The 14,621-nt window shown below is 70.3% G+C and carries 14 protein-coding genes; 6 read left to right on the top strand and 8 right to left on the bottom strand.

Translation table 11 applies throughout. The features are described 5' to 3' along the window. Nucleotides 1-7 precede the first annotated feature (7 nt). From A3G1_RS0131820 to A3G1_RS0131810, 3 genes are all read left to right on the top strand, one after another. A complete protein-coding gene (locus A3G1_RS0131820; protein WP_018353549.1) occupies nucleotides 8-2,785 on the top strand; it encodes an ABC transporter permease in 2,778 nt (925 codons plus the stop codon). Nucleotides 2,786-2,852: 67 nt separating this feature from the next. After that, complete coding sequence (locus A3G1_RS0131815) at nucleotides 2,853-3,326, top strand: nitroreductase family deazaflavin-dependent oxidoreductase (protein WP_018353548.1); 474 nt, start codon at nucleotides 2,853-2,855, stop codon at nucleotides 3,324-3,326. Between the two features lie 76 nt (nucleotides 3,327-3,402). After that, nucleotides 3,403-3,612: a dodecin family protein gene (locus A3G1_RS0131810; protein ID WP_018353547.1), complete on the top strand. Its 210-nt coding sequence runs from the start codon at nucleotides 3,403-3,405 to the stop codon at nucleotides 3,610-3,612. A 68-nt stretch (nucleotides 3,613-3,680) separates the two neighbouring features. Here A3G1_RS0131810 and A3G1_RS0131805 read toward each other — a convergent pair whose 3' ends face one another. Continuing rightward, nucleotides 3,681-4,427, bottom strand: a complete 747-nt coding sequence (locus tag A3G1_RS0131805) for a GntR family transcriptional regulator (RefSeq protein WP_040480498.1) — start codon at nucleotides 4,425-4,427, stop codon at nucleotides 3,681-3,683. Between the two features lie 354 nt (nucleotides 4,428-4,781). On the opposite strand from A3G1_RS0131805, the gene A3G1_RS0131800 reads away from it, so the two are divergent. Together A3G1_RS0131800 and A3G1_RS0131795 are read left to right on the top strand one after the other, a co-directional pair. After that, the gene (locus tag A3G1_RS0131800; RefSeq protein ID WP_018353545.1) at nucleotides 4,782-5,021 is read left to right on the top strand and encodes a hypothetical protein; all 240 of its coding nucleotides are present in this window, start codon (nucleotides 4,782-4,784) and stop codon (nucleotides 5,019-5,021) included. Between the two features lie 162 nt (nucleotides 5,022-5,183). Then, nucleotides 5,184-5,894 carry a nucleotidyltransferase domain-containing protein gene (locus A3G1_RS0131795; RefSeq protein WP_018353544.1) on the top strand — a complete coding sequence of 237 codons (711 nt, stop codon included), beginning with the start codon at nucleotides 5,184-5,186 and terminating at the stop codon, nucleotides 5,892-5,894. 124 nt (nucleotides 5,895-6,018) lie between these two features. Here A3G1_RS0131795 and A3G1_RS0131790 read toward each other — a convergent pair whose 3' ends face one another. From A3G1_RS0131790 to A3G1_RS0131765, 5 genes are all read right to left on the bottom strand, one after another. Next, nucleotides 6,019-6,705, bottom strand: coding sequence for a VIT1/CCC1 transporter family protein (locus tag A3G1_RS0131790; RefSeq protein WP_018353543.1), 687 nt, complete (start codon nucleotides 6,703-6,705; stop codon nucleotides 6,019-6,021). After that, nucleotides 6,702-7,571 carry a type I methionyl aminopeptidase gene (gene map, locus A3G1_RS0131785; protein ID WP_026212722.1) on the bottom strand — a complete coding sequence of 290 codons (870 nt, stop codon included), beginning with the start codon at nucleotides 7,569-7,571 and terminating at the stop codon, nucleotides 6,702-6,704. The genes A3G1_RS0131790 and map overlap by 4 nt, the downstream gene beginning before the upstream one ends. Before the next feature lie 230 nt (nucleotides 7,572-7,801). After that, nucleotides 7,802-9,874, bottom strand: coding sequence for a RecQ family ATP-dependent DNA helicase (locus A3G1_RS0131780; RefSeq protein WP_018353541.1), 2,073 nt, complete (start codon nucleotides 9,872-9,874; stop codon nucleotides 7,802-7,804). Between the two features lie 119 nt (nucleotides 9,875-9,993). After that, nucleotides 9,994-10,560, bottom strand: coding sequence for a hypothetical protein (locus A3G1_RS37825; RefSeq protein WP_051110732.1), 567 nt, complete (start codon nucleotides 10,558-10,560; stop codon nucleotides 9,994-9,996). 125 nt (nucleotides 10,561-10,685) lie between these two features. Further along, nucleotides 10,686-11,507 (bottom strand): GNAT family N-acetyltransferase, encoded by an 822-nt coding sequence (locus tag A3G1_RS0131765; RefSeq protein WP_018353538.1) that lies wholly within the window; start codon nucleotides 11,505-11,507, stop codon nucleotides 10,686-10,688. Nucleotides 11,508-11,609: 102 nt separating this feature from the next. On the opposite strand from A3G1_RS0131765, the gene A3G1_RS0131760 reads away from it, so the two are divergent. Continuing rightward, entirely contained in the window at nucleotides 11,610-12,833 is a 1,224-nt protein-coding gene (locus A3G1_RS0131760) for an MFS transporter (RefSeq protein WP_157641559.1), read from the top strand. A gap of 7 nt (nucleotides 12,834-12,840) precedes the next feature. Here the strand turns inward: A3G1_RS0131760 and A3G1_RS0131755 are convergent, their stop codons facing one another. Further along, the gene (locus tag A3G1_RS0131755; protein WP_018353536.1) at nucleotides 12,841-13,371 is read right to left on the bottom strand and encodes a ribonuclease FAU-1 family protein; all 531 of its coding nucleotides are present in this window, start codon (nucleotides 13,369-13,371) and stop codon (nucleotides 12,841-12,843) included. A gap of 78 nt (nucleotides 13,372-13,449) precedes the next feature. Further along, nucleotides 13,450-14,616, bottom strand: a complete 1,167-nt coding sequence (gene ispG / locus A3G1_RS0131750) for a flavodoxin-dependent (E)-4-hydroxy-3-methylbut-2-enyl-diphosphate synthase (protein ID WP_026212719.1) — start codon at nucleotides 14,614-14,616, stop codon at nucleotides 13,450-13,452. Between the last annotated feature and the right edge of the window lie 5 nt (nucleotides 14,617-14,621).

Below are 14,621 nucleotides of genomic sequence, written 5' to 3'. Positions count from 1 at the left end.
AGCTGGCATGAGCGCGCTGCGTACGACGCTGCGGATGTCGTGGCGGCAGGTACGGCGGGCGAAGGGCCGGTCGGCCCTGGTCATCGTGATGCTGATGCTGCCGGTGCTGGCCGTGTCGTTCGGCGCGTCCATGTACGACACGTTCAAGCTCAGCCCCGCCGAAGTGGTCACCAGGACGATGGGCCAGGCCCAGGCCGTCGTGTCCTGGCCGCACGACGGGGAGATCCGCCAGGCCCCCGACGGCGAGCAGTACTTCCCGGTCGAGCACCGCAAGCCCGCGAAGCAGGCCAGCAAGGCCGACCTCCAGGCGAAGCTGCCCGCCGGGGCGGTTCTCAGCCTCGACCGGCGGGGCGGGGCTGTCCTCAAGCTGCCCAGCGGGGGCAGCGCCGAGGTCTCCACCCGGTCGATCGACTACGTCCAGCCTGCCGCCAAAGGCATCCTGACCCAGGTGTCCGGGCGGGCACCCGGGCCGGGTGAGGTCGTGCTGAGCGCGAAGGCCGCCGAGCGGTTCAAGGTGAAGGCCGGGGATCGGATCCACCTGTTCTCCGGCACGGCGAGTTACCTGGTCACCGGGATCGTCGAGCAGCCGGGCCGGCTCCGTGACCAGTTCGTCGTCGCGCTGCCGGGCACGCTGCCCGACAGCGATCCGGCCCAGGCCTCATCCAGCGACCGGTGGCTGGTCACCCTGGCCGCCTCGCCCAGCTGGCAGGAGATCCTCAAGCTCAACGAGACCGGCGTACTGGTCGCCTCCCGGTCCGTCGTGCTGGACCCGCCGCCCGACGACCAGGTCCCGCTGTACGCCCAGATGGGTAACGGCCCGGGCGGTTTCCCGGTGGACAAGCGGACAGCGGCGTACATGGCTATGATCGTCGCCCTGGCGATGCTCGAGGTCGTACTGCTGGCAGGTCCGGCCTTCGCGGTCGGAGCACGCCGCCGGCAGCGGGAACTGGCACTGGTCGGGGCGGCTGGCGGTACTCCGGCACAGATCCGGCGGATCGTGCTCGCCGACGGCATCGTGCTCGGGATCCTGGCCGCCGGCGTCGGCATCGTGCTCGGGCTGGCGCTCGCCCTCGTCACGATCGGGCCAGCCGAAGAACTCGCCGGGCGGCGCGCCGGGGCGTTCAGGGTCCTGCCCTGGGGCCAGATCGCGGCTGCGCTGCTGGCGATCACCACCGGCCTGGCCGGCGCGATGGTGCCGGCCTTCACCGCCGCCAGGGTGAACCTGGTCGCAGCCCTGTCCGGGCGGCGCGGCATCACCAGGTCCCGCAAGCTGTGGATCTGGACCGGGATCGCGATGACCGGGGCCGGCGCGCTGGCCATCGTCGCCGCCATCCTCACGGACAACGTCCGGCCGATGATGGTGGGCCTGGTCCTGGTCGAGCTGGGCGTCGTCCTGTGCACGCCGGCCGTGGTCGGCGGGGTCGCCAAACTCGGCAGGTTCCTGCCGCTCACGCCGAGGATCGCCCTGCGCGACGCCGCGCGTAACCGGGCCTCGGCCGCACCGGCGATCGCCGCGGTGCTGGCCGCCGTGGCCGGGAGCGTCGCCGTGGCCGGCTGGCTGACGAGCGACATGGCCCGCCAGGAGGCGACGTACTGGCCTACCGCCCCGATCGGGTCCGTCCGCGTCGACATGTACACGCCGGAGTCCCGCCAGATGAGCACGCACATCGCGTCGGCGCTGCGCGTGAAGCTCCCGGCGACCGGCACGGTGGAGTACCAGCGGCTGACGTGCGGCAAGGACCAGGCCGGCAAGGACAAGAAGGCGTGCCACCCGAGCATCGAGCTGCCGAAGGAGAAGATGTGCTTCGCCTGGGCACTCGAGCGGGGCCCGGACGCCGAGGAGATCAAGCGGGCGCGTAAGGACCCGCTGTGCAACCGGAAGGAGCGCACGTACAGCGGCAACATCCTCGGGTTCGTCGTCGACGACGGCTCGAAGCTGGGCGCGCTCACCGGGATGTCCGGCCCGGACCTCGACCGGGCGAAGGCCGCGCTGGCCGGCGGGAAGGTCCTCGTCACCGACGACCGGACGATCGCTGACGGCAAGGCCAACCTGAAGACCACCACGTACCCGGACTACGGCCCGGGCGGCAAGTACCCCGCCGGGCCTGGCCCGGAGTCGGAGGCGCCCAAGCCCGTCGAGACCAGCAAGCTGGTACCGGCCGAGCTGTTCGCCCCGCAGGTCGCCGGCCTGGAGGCGGTGGTCAGCCCGGCGACGGCCCAGGCGTACGGGCTCGGCGCCGAACTGGCTGGCTTCGCCGTCCAGACCAGCCGGATGCCCTCGGAGTCCGAAATGGACGCACTGAACGGCGACCTGTCCCTGCTGGACAGCTCTCTGCACGCCCAGCTCGAGACGGGCGCGCCGTACCAGGTCGACGACACGACCATCGGCCTGATGATCCTGCTGGCCGCCGCCTCGCTCGTGATGCTGGGCGCGGCATGGATCGCGACCGGGCTGGCGGCCGCCGACGGGCGGGCAGATCTGTCCACACTGGCCGCAGTCGGCGCGACGCCGGGCTTCCGGCGCAGGTTGTCGCTCTGGCAGTCGGGGGTCATCGCGGGGCTTGGCGGCATCCTCGGCTCGATCGTTGGCCTGGCCATGCTCTACGCCGTGCTGACCGCGAGTAACTCGTTCGACGCCAAGCAGTGGCCGATCCCGGAGCCCTTCCCGCTCACCCCGCCGTGGCTGCTGCTCGCGATGGTGCTGCTCGGGGTGCCACTGCTGGCGATGCTCGGGGCCGGGCTGCTCACCCGCTCCCGGCTGCCGATCGAGCGCAGGGTGACCTGACCCCGCCAGTCACATGAATGCGTTTCACATCTAGCGGAGTGCCCTGCCGCGCTGACACACTGTCGGCGTGGCAGGGTATTCCGCGCTCATCAAGCGCCTCGGGCATCAGCGCTGGTTCGCCTGGCTCGGCAGGCAGCTCGTCCCGGTCGACAAGGTGATCACGAGGTGGACCAGGGGCAGGTTCATGATCCTCGGCAAGCCCGACCTGCCGTCGCTGCTGATCACCACGGTGGGCCGCAGGAGCGGCCAGGCCCGGACCAACCCGCTGCTCTACGCGCCGCTCGACGGCGGATACGTGGTGGTCGGGTCTAACTGGGGGCAGGAGAAGCACCCAGCGTGGAGCGCGAACCTGCTCGCCGACCCGTCGGCGGTGGTCGAGATCCGCGGCGAGCGGATCCCGGTGCGCGCGACCCTCGCGACCGGCGCGGAGTACGACCGGCTGTGGGCGCTCGTGGTGCGGGTGTGGCCGGCCTACGACAGCTACGCCGAACGAGCCGGGCGGAAGATCCGCATTTTCCATTTAGTACCAAATAAGGGGTAGTGCTGGGATAGCGTGCCGATGTACCGCGGCCAGCAGGACGCGCTGGGATCCGCTCGGACCACATTGGAGGCACGCCATGTCCGGAACCGTCGCCCGCGTCACCGAGGTCAGCGCCCTGTCCCCGACCAGCTTCGACGAGGCCATAAAGACCGGCATCCAGCGCGCCAACGAGACGCTGCGCAACGTGACCGGGGCCTGGGTGAAGGAGATGAAGGTCGACGTGGACAGCCAGGGCGCCGTGAGCGGTTACCAGGTCCACCTGCTGATCACGTTCATCCTGGACTGAGCCCGGCGGCGGGGAAGACGGCGCCGGGTCCACGCTGACCCGGCAGGCCATCCACTGTGCGCTACCCGCTAGGCCGCGAAACTCTCGTACGCGATCGTCACCTTGTCACCGGGCAGGATCGACAGCAGCAGCCGCACCGGCCGGTTGTTCGGGGTGAAGCTGACCCGCAGGTGCTCGGCGATCGGCGTACCTGGCCCGAGCTTGAGCCGGGCCGCCTCGTCCCTGCTGGGCATCCGGGTGATGATCTCGTCCCGGTTCCGGGTGAAGCCCGCGCCCCGGCTGGCGAGGATCGCGTAGACACCCGGCTGCACGTCGTACGGCTCCATGATCGGGCTGTCCTTGACGAGCGAGTAGGGGTAATAGGAGTCGGCGAGCGTGCTGAGCACCCCGTCGACATACCTTTCCCGCTTGCGGACCAGCACCTCCTCGCCCGGCCCGAGCAGCAGCGCCTGAGCGATCCGCGCGTTGGGCACGTACTGCTCGATGTGGATGATCTCCTCCGGCTTGCGGCCCTGCTCACGCACGCAGTGACTCCACGCGTCGGCGGGCAGCATGCCCATCTGGATGTTGCGCTCGGGGCGGGAGGCGTGCCAGATCACCGGCTGGTGCTCCCGGACGAAGTACCCGCTGCCCTGACGCGAGATCACTAATCCATCGTGGACAAGTTGGCCTAATGCTTTGCGGACCGTATTGCGGCTCACGTGGTGCGCATCGACCAATTCGTGCTCACTCGGGAGCTGCGTGCCTGGTGGAAGGGCTCCTGCCGTGATCTCGGCACGGAGGGTGTCCGCGAGTGTGGCGTACAAAGACGGCATAACGCCTCCGAAACGATCACTACTTGTACCGACAAAACTACAGCGCGTCTTGACGTACGGGACCCGTCACCGTACGCTCAAGCTCGAACTTATACCAACAAGCCGATCACGTCGTTGAGCTTTCACACTGTGCAAAAAGTGATCTGACGGCGCGATTCCCAGCAAAGCGATCCAGTACGGCGCCCGTCGATCCAGTGCGGACACCCGCCCAGCTCATCGTCTTCCAGCTCCCGGCAGCCAGACGGCACCTCGTCCAGCCGCCAGCGCCTCGCAAGCAGCAGCACCCCGCAGCACAGCTCACAGCAGTAGAGCTCTCCCGCAGAGCACAGGCACCCGAGCAAAGGTCTACAGCCGATGAAGCTCGCACCCGGCGACGTCGTCCGCCTCACCAAGGCAGCCAGCCCCCAGTTCGGCAGCCCGCTCGTGCTGCGGCTGACCAAGATCTCGGAGCGCCGGTCGAGCGTCTCCGGGTGGGCGTGGATAGAGGGCTACCAGCTCGACACGGCTGGCCAGGCGATCACCAAGCGGACGGTCTTCGTCAACCTCGCGGGCATCAGCCCTGTCGGCCCCCGCCGCGTCCCGGCCACGGTCTGACCTTCTTCTTTCCTGTACTTCGTTTTCGTGTACTCCGTGGACGCGGCGTGCCCGGGCCATGCCGCCCGCCCCGGTCCATAACGGAGTTTCCGTCCCCGGCTTGCCCGAGTCCGCCCCGCTGAGCCGAAACTGCCGCAGAATGGCCCTATGTCTGCTGCGCGGATGTCCAGTGAGGATGACGGCCTGTCGGGCCCCCGGTGGGAACTCACCGAGGAGATCTCCGACGCGGTACGCCGCCGGTGGGCCGCCGACGTCCTGGCCGTCGGGGTACAGGGTTCTCTCGCACACGGCGACGACACGACCGGCAGCGACATCGACCTGGTGGTGGTGACGTACCAGCCGGGCCGTGGCCCGCGCCCGGGCAGCCGGCGGATCGACGGGATCATCGTCGACCTCGGCGTGATCAGCGCCGACGAGTACCTCCAGCACGCGCGGACCCTGTCGACGAGCTGGCCGCTGGCCGCCGACCAGTACCTGAGCACCCGGCCGCTGTACGACCCGGACAACTGGCTCGACCAGCTCCGCGACACCCACCTGGCCCGGCTGGCCGAGGCGCCCGGGGGTGAGTTCGCCGCGCTGGCCAGGGCCGGCTGGTACGAGGCCGCGTCGGTGCTGGCCAGGGCGGGGCGGCTGGCCTCCTGGTACGACACCGACGGCGCGGTGCTCCTGCTGGCCCAGGCGCGCATCGCGCTGGCCACAGTGGAGGGGCTGCTCACCCGGACGTACTTCCGGGGGCCGGCCGACGCGGTCCGGCGTACCGGGCTCGGCGACTCCAACCGCGCCGAACTCGGCGAGAAACTCGACGCGCAGGCCGTCGAGCTGGACAAACGCGGACGCCCGGTCGACGGGGACGTCACGGACCTGCTGAGCTGAGCCCGACCGTCCCCTGTGGAGCGTGCGGCTACTTGTACCGTCAGGCGGGCAGTTGACGGTACAGCTGTCCCGGCCGGAGCAGCCACGGCCCGCCAGTTGTACCGTCAGGCCAGTCATCCGGCGATCAGGCGAAGAGTGAGCCGATCAGGTACGTGGCGCCGGCCGCCAGCGCGCCGAGCGCCAGCTGCCGTGCACCGCTCGTCCACCAGCGGCGGCGAGTCCACCGGGACACGATCGCGCCGGCCACGAACAGGCCGAGGCCGCCGGCCGTCAGGGCTGGCCAGAGCTTGTCGGCGCCCAGCAGGTATGGCAGGAGCGGGATCAGCGCGCCGATCGAGAAACACACGAACGAGGAGAACGCCGCGACCCACGGGCTGGGCACGTCAGCCGGATTCACCCCCAGCTCCTCCTGCGCGTGGACCCGCAGGGCCTCCCCCGGATTCTTCGCGAGTTCCTTGGCCACCTCGTGCGCCAGGTCCGGGCGCATGCCACGGCCGATCCAGGCCTGGGCCAGCTCCTCGGCCTCGGCCTCCGGATTCACCGCGAGCTCGCGGCGCTCCTTGTCGACCTCGTAGGCGATCTGCTCGTTCTGCGTCCGCACGCTCGTGTACTCGCCGAGCGCCATCGAGATCGCACCAGCCACCAGGCCGGCCAGGCCCGTGATGACGATCTCGTCCGGGTCGAGCCTGCCACCACCCACACCGGCGATCAGGCCGATGTTGGTGACCAGCCCGTCCATCGCCCCGAAGGTGGCCGGCCGCAGCCAGCCACCGGAGACGTCAGCGTGCTGGTGGTCGATGGTGGTGGTCACGGCAGGGTGAGGATCTCGTACCCGGAGTCGGTCACCACCAGCGTGTGCTCGAACTGGGCCGTCCACTTCCGGTCCTTGGTGACGACCGTCCACTTGTCGGACCACATGTCGTAGTCGTGCGTGCCGAGCGTGATCATCGGCTCGATCGTGAACGTCATCCCCGGCTCCATGACCGTCGTCAGGTTCGGGTTGTCGTAGTGCGGCACGTACAGTCCGGTGTGGAAGGTCTGGCCGATACCGTGCCCGGTGAAGTCACGGACGACGCCGTAACCGAAACGCCGCGCGTACGACTCGATCACCCGGCCGATCACGTTGATCGGGCGGCCCGGCGCGACCGCCTTGATCCCGCGCATCGTCGCCTCCTGGGTCCGCTCGACGAGCAGCCGGACCTCCTCGGCCGGCTCCCCGGCGAAGAACGTGGCGTTGGTGTCGCCGTGCACGCCGTTGATGTACGCGGTGACGTCGATGTTCACGATGTCGCCGTCCTCGATCACCGTCGAGTCGGGGATGCCGTGGCAGATCACCTCGTTGAGCGAGGTGCAGCACGACTTCGGGAAGGGCGGGGAGTTACGGCCCGGGTAGCCGAGGGTCGACGGGTAGGCGCCGTGGTCACACAGGAACTCGTGCACCACCCGGTCGATCTCGTCGGTCGTCGCCCCCGGCTTGACGGCCCGGCCACCCTCCTGGAGCGCCTGCGCCGCCAGCTTCCCGGCGAAGCGCATCCGCTCGATGATCTCCGGGGTCTGGACGTCCGAGCCGATCTTCTTCGACTGCTTCTTCCCGACATACTCGGGCCGGACGATCTGGGACGGAACGTCCCGCCAGGGAGACTGAACACCAGGAGTCAACGGAGCGCGAACGGTCATCCCTTGAGCGTACTGGGCTGGCTGGGGTTGGGTGGAGCCGTCCTCCCGCAGGTTCCCTTTGCACTCCGGCCTGGGGGCCGGAGCACAAAGTGAACCAGGACGGCTCCACCCAACCCGTGCCCGGGCGCCGTTACGACGCCTGCCGGCGCTTCACGGTCAGCCCGGTTGTGGCGCTCGGAAAACCCGTGGCGGGCTGGACTGGCCGGCGGGGCCCAGGTCCGGGAGACCGGCTACCCCACCAGCCCCAGTACCAACGGGAGTACCGCTGGGGCTCCGGCCAGGCGCAGTTCGCGGGCCGCGACCGTCATCGTCCAGCCGGAGTCCAGGTAGTCGTCGATGAGGAGCACCGGGCCGGCAATCTCGATCGGAGGCGCCTCGAAGGCTCCGTACACGGCGCCGAGCCGGTGGGCGCTGTTGGCGTCCGCGTACGCGCCGGGCGGGCCGCCGCCGATCCTGCGCAGCTCGCCCAGGTCGGCGAGGCGGCCGACGGTGGCGAGGCGGCGGGCCAGGGAGGACACGAGCCGGGGCCGGGTACGGGATGGGATGGAGATCACTCCGACCGGGCGCTCGGCCCAGCCCCAGCCCTTGAGCACGCCGACCGCCGCGGCGAACACGTCGTCCGGGATCTCGGCGTCGGCCTGGAGCAGCTCACGGAGGCGCGGTCCCCAGCCGAGGTCGGACAGGCGGCCGACGGCACGGCCGGACTCGGCCTGCTCCGCGATCTTGCCCTTGGCCGGGCCGCCGGGCCACAGCTTGCGCGGCTCCAGCTCGACACCCGGCTTGCCGAGAAACGTGGCGGCCTGGGCACGGGCGGCCGGGGAGATCTCCACCGGGTACCAGGAGCCGGTGCAGCCGTCGCACCGTCCACAAGGGACGGCGTCGGGGTCGTCGAGCTGGTGCCGCAGGAACTCCATCCGGCAGCTGGTCAGCGCCGCGTAGTCCCGCATCGCCTGCTGCTCGGTCTCCCGGGCGGCCGCGACCCGGCCATACCGCTCCGCGTCGTACTCCCAGGGCTGCCCGGTTGCCACCCAGCCGCCCTTGACCCGGCGGACGGCGCCGTCCACGTCGAGCACCTTGAGCAGCAGTTCGAGCCGGGTCCGGCGCAGGTCGGTCTTCGCTTCGAGCGCCTGGGTGGACAGCGGGGTGCCGGAGTCGCCGAGCGCGGCGAGCACCACGTTCACCTGGTCGGCGGCCGGGAAGGACACCGAGGCGAAGTACCGCCAGATGGCCTCGTCCTCCGGGCCGGGCAGCAGGAGCACGTCGGCGTTGTCCACGGCACGCCCGGCCCGGCCGACCTGCTGGTAGTACGCGATGGGCGAGCTGGGCGCGCCGAGGTGCACCACGAACCCGAGGTCCGGCTTGTCGTAGCCCATGCCGAGTGCCGAGGTGGCCACCAGCGCCTTGACCTTGTTCTGGAGGAGGGCCTCCTCGGCGGCGAGCCGCTCGGCCTGGTCGGTCTTCCCGGAGTAGGCGGCGACCTCGTAGCCGCAGGACCGCAGGTACGCGGCGACTTCCTCGGTCGCGGCGACCGTGAGGGTGTAGACGATGCCGGAGCCCGGCAGGCTGGCCAGGTGCTCGCCGAGCCAAGCCAGCCGGTCGGTCGTGCCGGGCAGCCGGAGCGCGCCGAGCCGGAGCGAGTCGCGGTCGAGCGAGCCGCGCAGCACCGTCACGTGCGGACTGGTGCCGTCGTGGCTGGCGGTCAGCTGCTCGGCGACGTCAGCGCTGACCCTCTCGTTGGCGGTGGCGGTCGTGGCCAGCACCGGCACGCCCTCACGCAGCCCGGCCAGGAACGTGGCGATCCGGCGGTAGTCGGGACGGAAGTCGTGGCCCCAGTCGGAGATGCAGTGCGCCTCGTCGACGACGAGCAGGCCGCAGGTCGCGGCGAGGGTCGGCAGGACGCGGTCGCGGAAGTCGGGGTTGTTCAGGCGTTCCGGGCTGACGAGCAGCACGTCGACCTCTCCGGCCAGGATGCTGGCCTCGATCTGGCCCCACTCGTCCAGATTCGCGGAGTTGATCGTTGCGGCGCGGATCCCGGCCCTGGCCGCGGCCTCGACCTGGTTGCGCATCAGGGCGAGCAGCGGGGACACGATGACGGTCGGGCCAGCGCCCTCCTCGCGGAGCAGGGCCGTCGCGACGAAGTACACGGCGGACTTGCCGAAGCCGGTGCGCTGGACGAGCAGCACGCGGTGCCTGCCCTCGACCAGAGCCTCGATCGCCGTCCACTGGTCGGGGCGGAGGACAGCCTGCGGACCGGCGAGGTCACGCAGCAGCTCCTCGGCGCGCTCGCGGAGTTCGCTGATCACAGAACCCCCTCCAGCGTGCGGAAAAGCCGCTGGGCCGCGAGGGAGACTCGCAGCCCAGCATCTGTGCCTTCGTAGGTCTTCGCCATCCGCCCAATCTAGCCCCGGCCTACGACATTCCCTCAGCTCCCCGCTGCTGCGGCGGCCGGCTCGGGCGCGGCTCCGGCCTCTGCCTCGGCGGGCGGAGCGGGCACCGGGCTGGCTTCCTTCGTCGCGGCGGCTGCCGCTGCGGCCGTCTGCTGCATCCGCTCGTACAGCATGCCGGCCTGGTGGCCGAGCGCCCCGATCACGGCAGGCACAACCGGAAGGATCCAGTTGTACGCGAAGCCGGTCCGGGGGATGTTGACGATCAGCACCGCGGCGGCGGCGGCACCGAAGCCTTCCACCAGCGCACGCCACGCGGCCCGCCCCGTGTCGACCATCGCGGCGCGCCGGGCGGCCGCGATGTCCGGGAACGTGGCCAGCGCTCTGGCGTCGCGCCGTCCGAAATTGAATCCTGCGACCGCAAGTGTCGTCGAAGCACCCAGCACGGCACCCCACAGTGGCCCGTCCGTGAGTGCCCGCGTGATGACGAACATGGCAACGCCCGCGCCGACCGCGATAGCGGCCCGGATCCAGTCCTGTTTGTCCCCGGGATACCAATAATATTTCGTGGTGTTCTCGGAGATCTGTTTGACGATCCTCCCCATGGCAGCGTCACCCCGTCACTCGTGAGCCCTACTGTCGTTACCTACAGTAGTGGCAGGCGTGGTCTAAATCACGGCTTGCCGGTAAGCGAGTCATTCACTCACGTTGGATCCGGCCCACTTTGCCGTTAGAAGAGCACTGTGGCGAAGGTGTCGATCTGCCGGAATCCGCACTGTGCGTAGACCCGCCGGGCCGCCGCGTTGTAGTCGTTCACGTAGAGGCTGATCGTCGGGGCGAGCCGTCTGAGGCCATCGGCGATCACGGCGGCCATGCCCGCGGCGGCGAGCCCGCGCCCCCGATGCGACGGCGCGACCCACACCCCCTGCACCTGCGCGGTGCTGCGGCTGACCACCGCCAGGTCAGCTTTGAAGATGACTTCACCGTTCTCGATGCGCGCGTAGCAGCGCCGGGCCCGGATCAACCCCGAAACCCTTTCCCGGTACTCGTCGGCGGATGGCTGGACCCCAAGCTCCTCCGAGTACATCGCGACCGCGGCCGGGTAGAGCACCGCGAGTTCGCGGCGGCGGACCAGCCGGACGTGCGGGTCGGGTTCGACCGCCGCCGGGCTGCCCGTGACCAGGAACGGCTGGCACTCCCGGACACTGCGCGCCGGGCCCCAGGCCGGTTCGAGCCCGCGCCACAGCTCCAGCACAGTGTCGGCGGGCCCGGCGATCGAGCCGACGGTACGGGGCTGGCCGGCCAGCAGGTCGGCGAACGGCCGGGCCGCCCCGGTCGGGATCAGGCTCGCGCCGCGCCAGCAGACCGCCTCCAGCCTGCCGCGCTGGCCGTGCCCGAAGATCTGGCCGCCGGTACGCCAGGCGGCGATCCCGCCGGCCTCGACCCGCTCGGCGATCGGCGCGGCGGCGACCGGCGTCCGGGCCAGCACGCGGAGCACGTCGGCGCGGTCACCGTCGCCCAGCAGCCTGACCGGCACCGTGGACGTCAGCACAGCAGTAGCGTGCCATGTTCCGCCCAAGATCGTGCACCATCCCGGCCGGGTTCCTCCCCGGCGGCTTTACAAACCGTACGTACGTACTGTTGAATCGTGATCATGCTTCCCCCGCCCGGTACCCCGCGCATCCTGCTCCTGGCCACCCTCGTCAATACGCTCGGCAACGGCGCGTACCTGGCCACCAGCACCCTCTTCCTCACCCGCTCGGCCGGCCTCACCGCCGCCGAGCTGGGCATCGGGCTCGGCGCGGCGGCGGTGACCGGCATCGTGCTGAGCACCCCGCTCGGGTACCTGGCCGACCGGCTCGGGCCGAAAGGCGTGCAGATCGGCGCGATGCTCGGCCTGGCAGCCTGTTACGCCGGGCTGCTCGCCGTCACGGGGTTCTGGACGTTCACGCTGCTGGCCTGCCTGATCGCGGCCGGGGACGCGACGGTACGCGGGGCGAACGGCGCGATGATCGCCAGCGCCGTCCCGCCGGAGCAGCGGCTCCGCCTCCGGGCCATGTACCGCACGGTCAACAACGGCGGCATCGCGATCGGCGCGCTGCTCGGCGGCGTCCCGCTGATGCTCGACTCGCGGGCCGGGTACGTGGTCCTGCTGCTGGGTAACTCGGTGTCCTTCGTCGCCGCAGCAGCGATCCTGACCCGGGCGAGGGCTGTGCCGCCGGTACCGAAGCCCGCCGATGGGCCGCGCATGGTCGCGCTGCGCGACAAGCCGTTCCTCACGTTCGCGCTGGTCGACGGGCTGATGGCGAGCATGTACAACGAGATGCTGAGCATCGCGCTGCCGTTGTGGCTGGTCGCGCAGGCCGACGGGCCACTGTGGCTGGTACCGGCCGCGCTCCTGGTCAACACGATCGGCTGCGTCACGCTCCAGCTCTGGGCGTCGAAGGGCGTGGACACCCCGCAGGCCGGTATCCGTACCGGACGGCGCGGCGCACTGGTCGTCGGCGCGTCCTGCGTGCTCTTCGGGCTCACGGCCGGGCTGCCGTCCTGGGCGGTCATCGGGCTAGTCCTGGCGGCGGCCGTCGTACACGTGATCGGCGAGATCTGGTCGTCGACGGCCACCTGGGCCGTGGTCTACGGGCTGGCACCGGACAACGCGCAGGGCCAGTACCAGGGCGCCTACACGATGGGCCGCCAGATCGGGAACATGATCGCTCCCCCGGTGCTCACCATGCTCGTCGTCGCGAGCGGGACGGCCGGCTGGGTGGGGCTCGGCGTGATGTTCGCGGTGTGCGGCCTCGCGTACCAGGCGATCGTCCAGTGGGGACTCCGGACCCGGCCGGCAGCGGTGGTAGCTCAGCCTGTCACGGCTGGCTGACCAAGAGTCAGCGACGGGCCGTGACCTGCGCGTCGAGCACGCGCTGCCAGGGCAGGTGGGCCCCGCCGAACGGGCCACTCCCGGCACTGATGCTGGCGTGCAGCCACTCGGCGGCTGCCTCCGCAGCGGCGATCACATCCGCCGGATAACCGTAGGTGACCTGGTGCTCGGCGAACTCGTCCTGGTCGACGATGCTCGGCAGGCCGGTGGCCCGGTCGCGTACCACGTCGAGGTCGAGGTCAGCCATCGTCACCTCGTCGTCGCCGGACCAGGCCGGCGGGGTGGTGACGTCACAGTAGATGTCCACTTCGGACTCGCCGGTGATGAACGAGGCCGTCCACCAGCTCTGGCCCTCCGGGACCAGCTTGACGCTGGCCCAGCGCGGGGTGAACCCGTCGAACAGGCCCTTGCGCACCCGGGTACCGAGCGGGGCGCCGAGCCACGTGCCGTGCTCGTCCTCACCCAGCCGGATCATGTCCACGTTGTAGTGCAGCTTGCCGTCGAACTTGCGGTACGCGACCAGGACCCCGTTTCCCATGAGCAGGAGGGTACCTGCTCACAGGTACAAAAAATGTGCGGCGCTGACCAGGCAGCGCCGCACAGCAGACCACTGTCCTCAGTGAACGGTGACCGAAGGCGTCAGGCCGCGCAGTTCCTCCGGCAGGTCGGCGCCCATCTCCTCGGCCAGGCGAAGCGCCTCCTCGATCAGGGTCTCGACGATCTGCGACTCGGGCACGGTCTTGATGACCTGGCCCTTCACGAAGATCTGGCCCTTGCCGTTACCGGAGGCGACACCCAGGTCGGCCTCCCGCGCCTCGCCGGGGCCGTTGACGACGCAGCCCATGACCGCCACACGCAGCGGCACCGGCAGGCCCTCCAGCCCGGCGGTCACTTCCTCGGCCAGCTTGTACACGTCGACCTGCGCCCGGCCGCACGACGGGCAGGACACGATCTCCAGCCCGCGTTCCTTCAGGCCCAGGGATTCCAGGATCTGGTTACCGACCTTGACCTCCTCGGCCGGCGGGGCCGACAGCGAGACCCGGATCGTGTCGCCGATCCCCTCGGCCAGCAGCGCGCCGAACGCCACCGCCGACTTGATCGTGCCCTGGAAGGCCGGACCGGCCTCGGTCACACCCAGGTGCAGCGGGTAGTCGCACTGCGCGGCGAGCTGCCGGTACGCCCGGATCATGACCACCGGGTCGTTGTGCTTCACCGAGATCTTGATGTCGCGGAAACCGTGCTCCTCGAACAGCGAGCACTCCCACAGCGCCGACTCGACCAGCGCCTCAGCCGTCGCCCGGCCGTACTTCTCCAGCAGCCGCTTGTCGAGGGAGCCGGCGTTCACACCGATCCGGATCGGCGTGCCGGCAGCAGCCGCCGCCTTCGCGATCTCGCCGACCTTGTCGTCGAACTGGCGGATGTTGCCCGGATTCACCCGGACGGCAGCGCAGCCAGCGTCGATCGCCGCGAACACGTACTTCGGCTGGAAATGGATGTCCGCGATAACCGGGATGTTCGACTTGCGGGCAATCGCCGGCAGCGCCTCCACGTCGTCCTGCGAGGGCACAGCCACCCGCACGATCTGGCAGCCGGAAGCCGTCAGCTCGGCGATCTGCTGAAGCGTGGCGTTCACGTCGGAGGTCAGCGTCGTCGTCATCGACTGCACGCTCACCGGAGCCCCGCCGCCGACCGGCACACTGCCGACCATCAGCTGACGGGACTTCCGCCGCTCCGCGAGAGCGGGCAGCGGCATCGGGGGCATACCAAGGCTGATCGAAGTCACTGTCT

This window comes from Longispora albida DSM 44784 (assembly GCF_000379825.1).
GTDB lineage: Bacteria > Actinomycetota > Actinomycetes > Mycobacteriales > Micromonosporaceae > Longispora > Longispora albida.
The sequence above is the reverse complement of the archived record's forward strand: the minus strand, read 5'-3'. Positions and strand labels throughout refer to the sequence as shown.